This window comes from Laedolimicola intestinihominis (genome assembly GCF_040096155.1).
Classification (GTDB): Bacteria; Bacillota; Clostridia; order Lachnospirales; family Lachnospiraceae; genus Laedolimicola; species Laedolimicola intestinihominis.
The window spans coordinates 84,679-96,873 of sequence record NZ_JBBMFE010000003.1 but is presented as its reverse complement, the minus strand read 5'-3'; the positions used below and the strand labels follow the sequence as shown (position 1 = coordinate 96,873).

The window sequence follows — 12,195 nt, the reverse complement described above, 5'->3', positions numbered from 1 at the left end:
TAAGGCTTGTGCCCTTGAAATTTCTAACAATAAAAAACAGGAGATGAAAAAATGAGTAAAGTGAAAGAGAAAAAAGACGTAGACTACGCGGAGCAGGCAGTCCCCGAAGAGGGCCGCAAGGGCTTCGTGACCATGTTCATGATTATGCTGGGCTTTACCTTCTTTTCCGCAAGCATGTGGGTAGGTCAGCAGCTGGCAGCAGGCGAGAATTTCTGGGAGTTCCTGGGCTCCTTGATTCTGGGCGGCTGCATTCTGGGATTGTATACAGGACTTCTGGGCTATGTGGGCGCCAAGACCGGTCTCAGCATGGATTTGCTGGCGAGAAAGGCCTTCGGTGAAAAGGGATCCTATCTGTCCTCCGCTATGATCAGTTTTACCCAGATCGGCTGGTTTGGCGTAGGTGTGGCCATGTTTGCCATTCCGGTGGCCAATCAGTTCTTAGGTGACAGTAAGATAGCCATGTGGGCGCTGATTATTCTGGCCGGTGGTTGTATGACCGCGTCCGCTTATTTCGGAATCGAATCTCTGACCATCATCAGTTATATTGCCGTTCCGGCGGTAGCAGTTCTCGGAACCATCGCTATGGTGATGGCGGTGGCACAGGGCGAGGGAACTATCGTGGATCAGTTTGCCGTATCCAGCGGTACCTTAAGTGTAGTCGGCGGCGCAGGCCTGGTAGTCGGCTCCTTCGTATCGGGCGGAACGGCCACGCCGAATTTTACCCGGTTCGCCAAGGATGCCAAGACCGGAACCATCGCGACGGTTGTGGCTTTCTTTATCGGCAACTCCCTGATGTTCTTCTTCGGCGCCATCGCCTATATTTTCGTAGGCGGAAATGATATCTTCGAGGTCATGTTGCGTCTGAATCTGTTTTACCTGGCAATTCTGGTGCTGGGCCTGAACATCTGGACCACCAACGATAACGCTCTGTACACCTCCGGACTGGGTCTGGCAAATATCTTCCATCAGAAGAAAAAGCCCATGGTTCTGGTGGCCGGTATCATCGGAACGCTGCTTTCCGTATGGCTGTACTACAACTTCTGCGGCTGGCTGAACATTCTGAACTGCACTCTGCCGCCGGTGGGTATCATTCTGGTGCTGTCTTATTTTATGAACAAGAAAGACTACGAGGACGAGCACGCGCCGCTGGCTGCTGTGAACTGGTTCGCGGTGATCGGTGTCATCGCAGGCGCCGTTGTGGCAAATGTGCTGCCCTGGGGTATTGCGTCCATCAATGGTATGGCGGTGGCAGCGCTGCTGTATGTGATTGGACAGAAGGTTAGTAAATAAGAAAATTTAGTGAAAATGTCTTTTGATTTCCGGCGAAAGATTGGCTATAATAAAGACATCAATCTTTGAAAAGGAGACCGGCATCATGAAAGAGTATGAAATTTTAGTGGAAACCATGAATCCATGCGGCGGAGCTTCCCATGCCAAGAAAGAATTTATCGAGGCAGAGGCCGAGAGCCCGGAAAGCTATGTGCGGGAGCATGGCAAATACCCGATTCTGGAGACCATCGAGAATCCGAACGGAGATGTGACGATCATTACCGGAGATTCCAAGGGGTATCTGATTCGTTATACCTTCAGTGAGTAAAAAGCAATGCCTGAAAGATCAGGAGCATAAGCTGTAAAAGAAAAAAGCAAGATTTTTTGTTTGACTTTTAGTAAAATAACAAATATAATAATTAATCGAACGAGTAGCAGACCTGCGTAAATCCAGTTTTCTGCTGCTCGTTTTTGTATTTTAAAATCAGATAATGTCATGAAAAAAGTGTGTAGCTTATTAGCGTAAGTCCGGCTTATGAGATAGGCGCGCACTTTTTTTATGCAAAAAGGAGGATTTATTTTAAATGGAAGAAAATAACAGAATGAAAGAAATGCCGGTAAAGAAGCTGATGCTGCAGATGGGCGTGCCTATGATCCTGTCTATGGCATTGCAGGCCGTCTACAATATTGTTGACAGTGCCTTTGTGGGAAATATGAGCGTGGGAAGCGAAGCAGCGTTAAATGCACTGACACTGGTATTCCCGGTTCAGATGCTGATGGTGGCCGTGGGTGTCGGAACGGGCGTGGGAACCAATGCGCTTCTGGCCATGACGCTGGGACAGGGAAATCAGAAAAAGGCTGCGAAGATAGCCGGAAACAGCCTGTTTTTGGGTGTGGTGATTTACGTGGTATGTCTGCTGTTTGGAATCTGTGGTGTAAAAACCTATATTTCTTCGCAGACTGTCGAGCCGGAAGTCATTGCCATGGGAACTGACTATCTGCGAATCTGCTGTATTCTTTCCATGGGAATTATTTTCTTCTCCATACTGGAAAAGCTGCTGCAGGCCACGGGACGCTCCCTGTATTCGACCATCGGTCAGATCACGGGAGCCGTGATCAATATCATTCTGGACCCGATCATGATTTACGGACTTGGCCCGGTTCCGGAAATGGGCGTGCGGGGAGCAGCTTACGCCACAGTCATCGGGCAGATGGCATCGGCAGTACTGTTATTGGTATTTCATCTGAAGTTAAATCGGGAATTTGCCCATGGAATGAAGTATCTGAAGCCGGAGGGCAGAATCATAAAGGAAATCTACGCCATCGGACTTCCGGCTATCATTGCCCAGGCGCTCATGTCCCTGATGGTCTATGTCATGAACCTGATTCTTAAATTCAGTCCGTCGGCCCAGACGGCGTACGGGCTGTTCTATAAGGTGCAGCAGTTTGTACTGTTTCTGGCCTTCGGACTCAGAGACGCGATTACGCCGATCGTGGCGTTCGCCTATGGTATGGGAGAGAAAAAGAGAATCCGGGACGGAATCCGGTATGGTCTGATCTATACAGCGGCATTGATGATCTTCGGAACCCTGATTACGGAAGGTTTCCCGGGAGCCTTTGCGACCCTGTTTAATGCAGGGCAGTCACGAGAAGCTTTTATTGGGGCTATGCGAGTGATTTCTGTCAGTTTTATTTTCGCAGGTATCAATGTGGCTTATCAGGGGATTTATCAGGCTCTGGAGAGCGGAATCGAGTCCCTTGTGATTTCTCTGCTTCGGCAGCTGCTTTTGATTTTGCCGCTGGCTGGAATCTTTTCGGTTTTTGTCCGGAACGGACAGGCGGGCGTGACACTGCTCTGGTGGGCTTTTCCCATCACAGAGGTACTTGCGTGCCTGGCAGGATATGGATTCCTGAAGAAAATTCAGAAGAAAAAAGTGGAACGGCTGAGGTAGTGGTTTGTTTTCTTAAGCATCTCCGCCTGGGTTTGGCGATTTTGTGATAGTACATGAATTTAATCTGTGAAATAAATATCGTAAATCGCGATATAATCATAATACAGCGAACGGAAAGAGACAACAGAAAACCCAAAGCGGAGGCTTGAAAAAAGGCAAATATTATAGTATTGTTTGAAGTGGCACCAACGAAAGCTGGACGGATTTAGAGGCTTCATCTACATTTTTTGAGGTATAGCTATGGTATATACAGATACATACAAATCACCGCTGGGTGATATATTACTGGCCGCGGATGAAATCGGCCTGATCGGTCTGTGGTTTGAAGGACAGAAATATTTCGCCAATACGCTTCCGGGAGAACATATTTCCCGGGAAACATCTGTCCTGGCAGAAGCGAAACAATGGCTGGATATTTATTTTTCCGGGAAAGAACCGGACTTTACACCGCCGCTTCATCCCGTCGGTTCCGCATTCCGGCAGGCGGTATGGCAGATATTATTACAGATTCCTTATGGGCAGACCATGACCTACGGTGAGATCGCCCGCAGGATGGCGGACATACAAAAGGTTCCCCATATGTCTGCTCAGGCAGTCGGCGGAGCAGTGGGGCACAACGGGGTATCCATTATTATTCCCTGCCATCGCGTGGTAGGTACGGATGGCAGTCTGACAGGATATGCGGGCGGAATGGACAAAAAAATAGCGTTGCTGGAACTGGAGCATACGGATATGAGTGGCTTCTTTATCCCGAAAAGGTCTTTCTCCTGCTATAGTAAAAACATCAAAAATAAGTTACAGGAAATCTGATCAGGGAGGCTGCGGCAGCCTCCCTTATTTTGGGGTTTAGATGTTTCCGTTTTTCATGCCTTCCTCAAGAACACAGAGCAGAATAACAGCGGCGAAGATGACGGTAATAATGATAGCTTCCATAGGAATCCTCCTTTTTCTTTACAATCCGGTCGCTTGATACTATAATTATAAAAACAAATATATCTAAAACAAATAGATATAAGGACAATAACTATCAAAACAACGCCAGAAATGAAATAAAGTATAAAATGGGAGACAAGAATGGAAATAAAAATCAACAAGAACCAGGCAGAAGAAATCGAAGGCCTGACGGTGGAATATCCCTATGTGCTTCATCAGGCGGAACTTTGAAAAGGGAGAGGGATTTTTCATCAATACCAATGTTCTTTGCAGTATGGAAAATCAGGAACATTGTCAGATCGATTCCCATCTGCTGAACAGCACATTCCTGGCCGGGCATTTTAAGAGCATTTTCGAAACAAAATATCTGGAACCGGTGCTGCAGAATAAAAAAGCTGGATATTCTGGAATTACGGGGGACGAATGAGAATCAGCAGAAAATATTAGCAAAGCTGCGGGCGGCTGCCAGGCTCCAGAATGAGTCGGATACAGAATTTCAGACCAGAAATCTGTTTTCGGAAATCTGGCTTTTGTTGGGAAAGGAGATTGCGCTTTTCAATTATGGAGAAAGGCCGGTTCAGACCATTCGTCAGGAGCGTCTGGTGCAGATGCTGGCCTTTATACACCATCATTATCCGAAAAAGCTGAGCCTGGAGGAGATTGCCATGGCGACCGGCTTCTCCAGCGCAGCTTATTACGGAAAGGTTTTTCGGGAAGCCTGCAAAATGACGCCGGGGGCTTATCGGAAAGAAAACAGAAGAGAACGGTAAAAGGAAAAGAAACGAGTAGCAAAATGACACAGCGATTAGCGAAATTTTTATGCAGAAATCTTGAATAGTAAAATAAAAATCTATATGGTCCCATAGTATTTTCATCAGTGGCCTCAAATTCACCTTGATTTGTTCTGCATCTAGTAGCTTTTTGCTTTCTCCAAACGATATTGAGGAAATTTCGTGAATACCTCGATTATGCCGAGAACGGTAGCGTTGCGTTGAAACGGACAATTTCTGTCAGCCCGTTTGAGCAATTCGATTCTGATTTTGAACTTGAGGTGTGTGACTATCTGAGATCCAAAGGTTTTGCAGTAGATACGCAAGTCGGTTGCTCTGGATTCCGTATTGATCTCGGTTTGAAGTTACCGAACAGCTCCGATTATGTACTTGCGATTGAGTGTGATGGCGCAACGTATCACTCCTCTAAAAACGCACGAGACCGTGACCGTCTGCGGCAGGAAATTCTGGAGCGCATGGGTTGGAAATTCTATCGCATCTGGTCTACGGACTGGTTCAGAAACAAATCGGTTGAACAGCTTCGGCTTTCAGAGGCAGCTGCGGATGCGGTCAAAAATCCAACAAAAGCAGAAGTAAAGCCAGTAGATAGTCAGCCAACAGAAACATTTGAAGAGGTTGCAGTCGAAAAGCATTTTGAGTTTCCTGCGTATAAGGCGGTGGATTTTTTTGAGGTTTGCCGACGTCATCATCACAGTGATTTCAAGGCAATCGTTAAGGAAATTTTGGAAGTGGAGGCACCTTTATCGGAAGATTTGTTTCTAAAACGTATCGTGTGGTATTTCGACCGTGAAAAGGTCACGAGCGTCGTGCAGAGAGCCTATGAGCAGCAGATGTATGGCTGCCAGCGTTACGGTATTATCTGCAGAAATGGATTCTTGTATCTGGATAACGGAAAAGAGATTCGGTTCAGAGGTCCGGGCGATATTGAGCGTGACATCAAACAAATTGCGCCAGAGGAATTAGCTGCTGGAATGTTTGAGATTCTGAAACAAAACGTAACTGCCGATAGAAACGGGTTGTACCGTTCTTTAGCTACGCAGTGTGGTGTGGCGCGTGTTGGCAAAGCCATCAATGAGGCGATGGATGCTGCACTGAATGTGCTGGTGCGAGACAAATCGGTTGTAATTGATGGCGATCGAATTTCATTGGAATAAATGGTTTGGACGATAGTGTTTTGCTGCGTCTGGAACTTAGAATGTCCCTAACGAGGGCTTTTGCGGAGTTCTGCAGAAAGGAAAACAAATGAGAAAAGCAATCGTATATGCATCTGTACATCATGGAAATACAGAAAAATTAGTAAAAAGCATAGCAGAAGAGTGCCAGGTCGATTTGATTGATGCTGTAAAACAGCCAGATGCAGATCTGAACAGTTATGATATGATTGGGTTTGCATCAGGAATCTATTTTTCAAAATTTCATCAATCGATATTGGAATTTGCAGAGAAAAATCTACCGGACGACAAAAAGATATTTCTGATCTGTACTTATGGTGGAAGTGAGAATTATAAATCCATAGGGCAGATTTTGGACAAGAAGCGTTCGAAAGTGATAGGAAAATTTGGGTGCAAGGGTTATGACACATTTGGTCCATTTAAACTGTTGGGAGGTATTGCCAAAGGGCATCCGGATGAAGAAGATATAAAAAATGCAGTTGAGTTTGTAAGAGGACTATAAATAGTTAAGCGAAAAAGAAAACCGGGAAATAGTCCTCGGCTTTCTTTTATTTGCGGTTCAGTCTTCAATTTGAAAAATCTCTTCGACTGGTATTTTCAGATAATGTGCCAGCCGAATCGCAATTTCGAGAGATACAGTAAATTCAAGGAACTTTACCTTGGCGGAGGTACGATTGATAATTTGGTAATGGGGTTCTTTGGAAAGATATTTGATGTGGAGGAATGACTATGTTTCAGGAACTGACAGGTTTTATTGAAAGACTGGATAGTGAGGAATACGGCAACTGGGTAATTGATAAAGAAAATGATGGTAGCCCAGAACATCCGATTCAGATGCCATATGTAAATTATGGTAGAGAAGCAATTGCATTTGAGAATGCTGTGTATAAATTTGTGGACGAACATCCAGAATACGATATGAAGAATTATAGAGAGATACTGGAGAAAGCAGGTATCGAATGGGGGACAAATTCGATGGAAGGTGCCATTGTGTCTGATCTTGATGCTAGGACTGTATTGGCACTCTTGATTGGTGCAATCAGAGCAAATAGATTTTGCGAAGGAGCATTGCTCGATTTTATGAAAAGCGGGGCAATTCAGAGATGGTTGGTTAGATTAAAAGAGTTAGATTTGTAAAAAAGGCACTGATGTCTGGGTGCCTTTTTGTGTTAGCGCCGCTTAACGATTGTGGGTGCCAAAACACCCGTTTAGTGATATAATAAACTTTGTATATTCATAAATGGAGGTGCTTATCATGGCAGTCCCAAAAGTTGACGGACAATTTATAGCAGAGGCTATTAAATATATTGATGAGAATGGAGTTCCTTGGCACAATACGAGTACCAAGTATGAGCTTGTATGGGAAAACGGTAATACCTATCCACCAAAGTATGTCATCGCAGTAGCAAATCATCTGCAGAATGGTGCAGAGATAGATGTATCTGGATATAATGCTGTCGAAGCAAAAAACTATCTTACTGCAAAAGGATATGAGATTCAGATTAAGCAGACAAAATACGAGATTACTATAACATCAGATTCTGTTACTTCTACTGATGATTCATTCACTATGGATAATATTAGTGCAGGAGATGTGTTCAAGCCTTTGGATGCATCATTTGTTGCTGTCGATGGAACTGTTATCAAAAGAAATTATGGGAAAGGTGAGAGACGGAATACAAACCAAACTTTACCACGTATTGCGTTTCAAATTTATGAAAAACAGATTGCAGCCTTGCCAGTAGAAGAAAAAGAACAGTTTCCAATTTGTCAATACGCTCCAGATAAGGAAATGATTCGTGGAATTTATTACAGCAAGGACGAAGCAAAAGCACACAATATAAATCCGTTCAATACAATGTCGTATGATTATGATGATGGCAGACAGTTTGTAATTTATTCATGGAATATCTTTACAACTCTTAGATTTGTTCAGGAGTGTTTGACACGTTTCGGTAATCCGGGAGATTCCTTCAAATTGATTTATCGTGAGAAGGACGAGAAGGAAAATGCAGAGGAAGAGGCAGCAGTTGTAGAGGAAGTAAAACCAGCAGAATTTAATGGCTATCTGAATCCATATTCTACTATGCTTGTGGAATCTAAGAACATTATATTCCGAGGCGCTCCAGGAACTGGAAAGACTTATCTTGCAAAAGAAATTGCCACTGACATTATTAGCAATGGCTATTTTGATGATTATACGATGCTCACAGATGAGCAAAAGCAACAGGTAGAGTTTGTCCAATTTCACCCAAGTTATGACTATTCGGATTTCGTAGAAGGACTCCGGCCAAAGACGAATGAAGATGGTTCTATGGGTTTTGAATTGCAAGATGGCGTTTTTAAGAAATTTGTGGATAAGGCTAGAAGAAACTATGAGAATTCTAAAAAGTCCACAGAGGTCATTGCAAATGAATTATCTGTTCAAGAAGCAATGAAAGAGTTCTTTGATGATGTGGACATAGGAAATAACACATTCAAGACCAAAAAGGGTACAGAATTTACAATCACAGATGTCGATGATGAGCATATTTATCTTTCAATACCACCAAATGCATCCATCAACAGTATCCGATTGAATATTTCTGAAATTAGACAGATGTTAGAGTCCGGAAGAGAATTTAACAAATTAAAAGATATTACGGAATTTTTTAATGTCAATTTTATACAGCAGAGATATTCCTATAATCTTGTTATTTTTAACGAGATTCAGAAAAAGAAAAAGGCTGCAAAGATTATAAGAGAGGAAGAGTTGAAGAAATATGTATTCATCATTGATGAGATAAATCGTGGTGAGATATCTAAGATTTTCGGAGAGTTGTTCTTTGCTGTTGATCCAGGATACAGGGGTGTGGCAGGAGAGGTTTCCACCCAGTATGCAAATCTTCATGCTGATAGCAATGAAAAATTCTATATCCCAGACAATGTTTATATCATTGGTACGATGAATGATATTGACAGATCTGTAGACAGCTTTGATTTCGCTATGAGACGAAGATTCCGTTTTGTGGAGCTTCGTGCAGATGAGCGCCTTGAGATGCTTGCTAACTTGAACAACGAAGAGAAAGAGGCTGAGGCAATTGCCCGAATGTCAGCTTTGAATGTGGAAATTGCAGCAACAGAAGGTCTGAATGAAAACTATCAGATTGGTGCCTCCTATTTCTTAAAGCTGAAGAATATTGACTTTGACCAGTTATGGTCAGATTACCTACATCCGTTGTTACAGGAATACATAAATGGTATGTATGATGAAGAAAGTATTATGGAGCGATTTAAGAAAGCATATAACCAAGGAAAGTCGGATGGAGTTAATGTAGATGAGTCGAATTAAAATAAAAGATAATTCGAGAACACCTAAGAAGTCATTGTCTGGTATATCACTTCTGACAAGCAAAATTGCAGATAAAACTTTGGAGCAGTTGGAGAATGAAGGGATATTTGTATTCCCGGAAATTCTTAGAGATGCAGATGATATCACAAAAGACCAGATGATTTTACAGAGTGTAAACAATTATTATTTGTCAAGCAACGTCATGGGCTTCATGGGACTTGGAGATGAGAAACTCATAGTTGAATCAAGATTTAGTGATAACGGGCAGGACTTCCTGTTTCAATATTTGCTTGAGAGAGTATTTGATGTCCCGAATATTGTGGATTTGGAAACAGATGCGAACAATGATGATCGTGTTTTCAATCTGCTTGTTTTTATTTTCCCACATTACTTAAAGAGTGCCATACGTAAGGGTGTCTTTAAGACTTATGTGAGAAAAACATACAATGACAGCAATGTTAAGGGAACGATAGATATAGCGAGACACATTGTTAAGAATACACCGTTTGTTGGTAATGTAGCATATTCGCGGAGGGAGTATTCCTTTGATAATGATTTGATGGAATTAATCCGTCATACGGTGGAGTTTATCAAACATAAGCCATACGGACATAAACTGCTTGCACAGGCTAAGGATGAGGTCAAGGATGTTGTAGCGGCCACTCCTAACTACGAGATGTGTAATCGACAGAAGATTATCGATGCAAATAAGACCAATACCATTAGACACGCATATTACCGAGAATATCGTGAACTGCAGAACTTGTGTCTACTTATCTTACAGCATCAGAAACATCAGATTGGAATGGGAAGCAAGAAGGTATATGGATTGCTCTTTGATGGCGCATGGCTCTGGGAAGAGTATATGAATTCGATTGTGGGCGAGATTTTCTATCATCCGATGAACAAAGCTACAAAAGGTTCTCAGCGTTTGTTTGACCATAATCGCGGACTTATCTACCCAGACTTCATCAGCAGAAACTCAGAGGCACGAGTGATTGCAGATGCGAAGTACAAACCGATTGATAATATTGGAAACAAGGATTATCTGCAAGTATTGGCGTATATGTTCCGATTTGATGCCAAGAAGGGATTTTATTTTTATCCTGAAATGGGAGAGGAAGAAGATGCTGTTATGTGGCTCAACCGTGGTTCGACTTATGAGAAGAATGTAGAGGCACGAGAGGATATTTGTATCATCAAGCACGGATTTCAGATTCCGACCGGAATAGATGGATATAGTGCTTTCACAGAGCAGATGCGATGTAATGAAATCAAATTCCTTGATGGAATTTACGGAAATGGCCGGAAGCTTTGAGGCAAAGGAAGAAGGTTATGAGCTTGAACTCATGGGAAATGTTTTTAGATTCCGGGAGCTGACGGGAATGATGCCGAAGCAGTATCGGCAGAAAGAGAATAAGGAAAGACAGGAGACAAAAGACTATGAACATTACCGTATATCTGGGGGCAAATGAAGGAAATGATCCGGCTTTGAAGACAGCGGTACAGGAGCTGGGAAGCTGGATTGGGGAAAGCGGCAATACGCTGGTATATGGCGGTTCCAGAACCGGCCTGATGGGCGATCTGGCAGACAGTACGCTTGCAGCAGGCGGAAGGGTAATCGGAATTGAAGCCCGGTGCTTTGTAGACGAGGACGTGCAGCATGAAGGCCTGACGGAGCTTCATGTGACGCCCACCATGGCGGAACGGAAGGCGAAAATGATAGAGCTTGGGGATGCCTTTCTCGCCTTTCCGGGCGGCACCGGAACGCTGGAGGAAATCGCGGAGGTCATGTCGAAGGTATCCTTAAAGCAGCTTGACGCGCCCTGTATTCTCTACAACCTGAACGGGTACTATGACAGCCTGAAGGCACTGCTTGAACATATGATTGCGAAGGGGCTTTCTTCCGGGGAACGGCAGCAGGGCATTTGTTTTGCGGGGAATCTGTCAGAGATTCTGGAGATCCTGGGTGCTTAAGAAGAAAACTTAACTTTTATTTTACAGGGGAAACATGAGAAACTAACAAAGGCAGACTATCCTTTTGTGTAAAATGGATGAAACAGACAAAAGGAGATGTAAAATATTTGAAATACAAGGAAATCGGAATTTGGAAAGGAGTGCACTACTATGCTGAGAAAGTTGAATTGTTTTTTAAACATCGTTATTGGTTCATTCATAGGAGTTTTCATTGGGTTCGGAATTTATAAGTTCTGGCACTTCAAAACCTATCCAAATTTATATGCCATGCAGTCTGCACCATGGTACACAGAGTTGCTGTTGGATGGTGCCTTGGTGGCAGTTTTGGTGGTCGTATGTATTATCATAAAGCTGATTATTAGGAAAAAGTTAAAGTCATAAATTCCTATTGTTATACCCCAGAAAATGTACAGCAAGAATTTTTGAAACTTCGTAAGCAGAGCGATAAATCAAAATAAATACAGGAAGGATTGTTTATATGGCATATACAGATTTCAAAACTTATATACAAGATAAATTTGCAGATTATCTGCTAAAACAGGTATCTGCTTTTGATAATGAATATCATGATGGCATCGGATTCCATACGCTGAATGTTTTGTCTGTATGTGATCAGGAAGTGGATAATTTAATAGTGAAGTCTATCCGTTGTACTGAAAGCATAAGGCATTTGGTGTAGGAACGATTACAGCTATTGAAGGAACATCTATTGCTGTTGAATTTGATAAAGTTGGATTAAAAAAGATGGGGTATGAATTCTGCATGGAAAA

The 12,195-nt window shown here is 43.0% G+C and carries 14 protein-coding genes; all 14 read left to right on the top strand.

Features of this window, described 5'->3' with window-relative positions; translation table 11 throughout:
* Positions 1-51 precede the first annotated feature (51 nt).
* The 14 genes from codB (at position 52) to WMO29_RS04595 (ending at position 12,104) form a co-directional block, all read left to right on the top strand.
* Positions 52-1,290 (top strand): cytosine permease, encoded by a 1,239-nt coding sequence (gene codB, locus WMO29_RS04660; RefSeq protein WP_349163971.1) that lies wholly within the window; start codon positions 52-54, stop codon positions 1,288-1,290.
* 85 nt (positions 1,291-1,375) lie between these two features.
* Positions 1,376-1,597 carry a hypothetical protein gene (locus tag WMO29_RS04655; RefSeq protein ID WP_349163970.1) on the top strand — a complete coding sequence of 74 codons (222 nt, stop codon included), beginning with the start codon at positions 1,376-1,378 and terminating at the stop codon, positions 1,595-1,597.
* 256 nt (positions 1,598-1,853) lie between these two features.
* Positions 1,854-3,221 (top strand): MATE family efflux transporter, encoded by a 1,368-nt coding sequence (locus WMO29_RS04650; RefSeq protein ID WP_349163969.1) that lies wholly within the window; start codon positions 1,854-1,856, stop codon positions 3,219-3,221.
* Between the two features lie 240 nt (positions 3,222-3,461).
* Positions 3,462-4,031, top strand: coding sequence for a methylated-DNA--[protein]-cysteine S-methyltransferase (locus tag WMO29_RS04645; protein ID WP_349163967.1), 570 nt, complete (start codon positions 3,462-3,464; stop codon positions 4,029-4,031).
* Positions 4,032-4,359: 328 nt separating this feature from the next.
* The gene (locus WMO29_RS04640) at positions 4,360-4,581 is read left to right on the top strand and encodes a hypothetical protein (RefSeq protein WP_349163966.1); all 222 of its coding nucleotides are present in this window, start codon (positions 4,360-4,362) and stop codon (positions 4,579-4,581) included.
* 103 nt (positions 4,582-4,684) lie between these two features.
* The gene (locus tag WMO29_RS04635; RefSeq protein ID WP_349163965.1) at positions 4,685-4,924 is read left to right on the top strand and encodes an AraC family transcriptional regulator; all 240 of its coding nucleotides are present in this window, start codon (positions 4,685-4,687) and stop codon (positions 4,922-4,924) included.
* A gap of 221 nt (positions 4,925-5,145) precedes the next feature.
* Positions 5,146-6,099, top strand: a complete 954-nt coding sequence (locus WMO29_RS04630; RefSeq protein WP_349163964.1) for a PDDEXK-like endonuclease domain-containing protein — start codon at positions 5,146-5,148, stop codon at positions 6,097-6,099.
* Between the two features lie 88 nt (positions 6,100-6,187).
* A complete protein-coding gene (locus WMO29_RS04625; RefSeq protein ID WP_349163963.1) occupies positions 6,188-6,619 on the top strand; it encodes a flavodoxin family protein in 432 nt (143 codons plus the stop codon).
* Positions 6,620-6,846: 227 nt separating this feature from the next.
* On the top strand, positions 6,847-7,254 hold the full coding sequence (locus tag WMO29_RS04620) for a DUF6508 domain-containing protein (RefSeq protein ID WP_349163962.1): 408 nt from the start codon (positions 6,847-6,849) through the stop codon (positions 7,252-7,254).
* A gap of 118 nt (positions 7,255-7,372) precedes the next feature.
* Positions 7,373-9,448 carry an McrB family protein gene (locus WMO29_RS04615; protein WP_349163961.1) on the top strand — a complete coding sequence of 692 codons (2,076 nt, stop codon included), beginning with the start codon at positions 7,373-7,375 and terminating at the stop codon, positions 9,446-9,448.
* Complete coding sequence (locus WMO29_RS04610) at positions 9,435-10,766, top strand: McrC family protein (protein WP_349163960.1); 1,332 nt, start codon at positions 9,435-9,437, stop codon at positions 10,764-10,766. Before WMO29_RS04615 ends, WMO29_RS04610 begins: the two co-directional genes overlap by 14 nt.
* Positions 10,717-10,923 carry a hypothetical protein gene (locus WMO29_RS04605; protein WP_349163959.1) on the top strand — a complete coding sequence of 69 codons (207 nt, stop codon included), beginning with the start codon at positions 10,717-10,719 and terminating at the stop codon, positions 10,921-10,923. The genes WMO29_RS04610 and WMO29_RS04605 overlap by 50 nt, the downstream gene beginning before the upstream one ends.
* Positions 10,892-11,425 carry an LOG family protein gene (locus tag WMO29_RS04600; protein WP_349163958.1) on the top strand — a complete coding sequence of 178 codons (534 nt, stop codon included), beginning with the start codon at positions 10,892-10,894 and terminating at the stop codon, positions 11,423-11,425. The genes WMO29_RS04605 and WMO29_RS04600 overlap by 32 nt, the downstream gene beginning before the upstream one ends.
* Positions 11,426-11,903: 478 nt before the next feature.
* Complete coding sequence (locus WMO29_RS04595) at positions 11,904-12,104, top strand: hypothetical protein (RefSeq protein ID WP_349163957.1); 201 nt, start codon at positions 11,904-11,906, stop codon at positions 12,102-12,104.
* Positions 12,105-12,195 lie beyond the last annotated feature (91 nt).

Bases quoted from the DNA above. Each gene is read 5' to 3' on its own strand.
- codB (WP_349163971.1), top strand. From the start codon at position 52: ATGAGTAAAGTGAAAGAGAAAAAAGACGTAGACTACGCGGAGCAGGCA.
- WMO29_RS04655 (WP_349163970.1), top strand. From the start codon at position 1,376: ATGAAAGAGTATGAAATTTTAGTGGAAACCATGAATCCATGCGGCGGA.
- WMO29_RS04650 (WP_349163969.1), top strand. From the start codon at position 1,854: ATGGAAGAAAATAACAGAATGAAAGAAATGCCGGTAAAGAAGCTGATG.
- WMO29_RS04645 (WP_349163967.1), top strand. From the start codon at position 3,462: ATGGTATATACAGATACATACAAATCACCGCTGGGTGATATATTACTG.
- WMO29_RS04640 (WP_349163966.1), top strand. From the start codon at position 4,360: ATGTGCTTCATCAGGCGGAACTTTGAAAAGGGAGAGGGATTTTTCATC.
- WMO29_RS04625 (WP_349163963.1), top strand. From the start codon at position 6,188: ATGAGAAAAGCAATCGTATATGCATCTGTACATCATGGAAATACAGAA.
- WMO29_RS04620 (WP_349163962.1), top strand. From the start codon at position 6,847: ATGTTTCAGGAACTGACAGGTTTTATTGAAAGACTGGATAGTGAGGAA.
- WMO29_RS04615 (WP_349163961.1), top strand. From the start codon at position 7,373: ATGGCAGTCCCAAAAGTTGACGGACAATTTATAGCAGAGGCTATTAAA.
- WMO29_RS04610 (WP_349163960.1), top strand. From the start codon at position 9,435: ATGAGTCGAATTAAAATAAAAGATAATTCGAGAACACCTAAGAAGTCA.
- WMO29_RS04605 (WP_349163959.1), top strand. From the start codon at position 10,717: ATGAAATCAAATTCCTTGATGGAATTTACGGAAATGGCCGGAAGCTTT.
- WMO29_RS04600 (WP_349163958.1), top strand. From the start codon at position 10,892: ATGAACATTACCGTATATCTGGGGGCAAATGAAGGAAATGATCCGGCT.
- WMO29_RS04595 (WP_349163957.1), top strand. From the start codon at position 11,904: ATGGCATATACAGATTTCAAAACTTATATACAAGATAAATTTGCAGAT.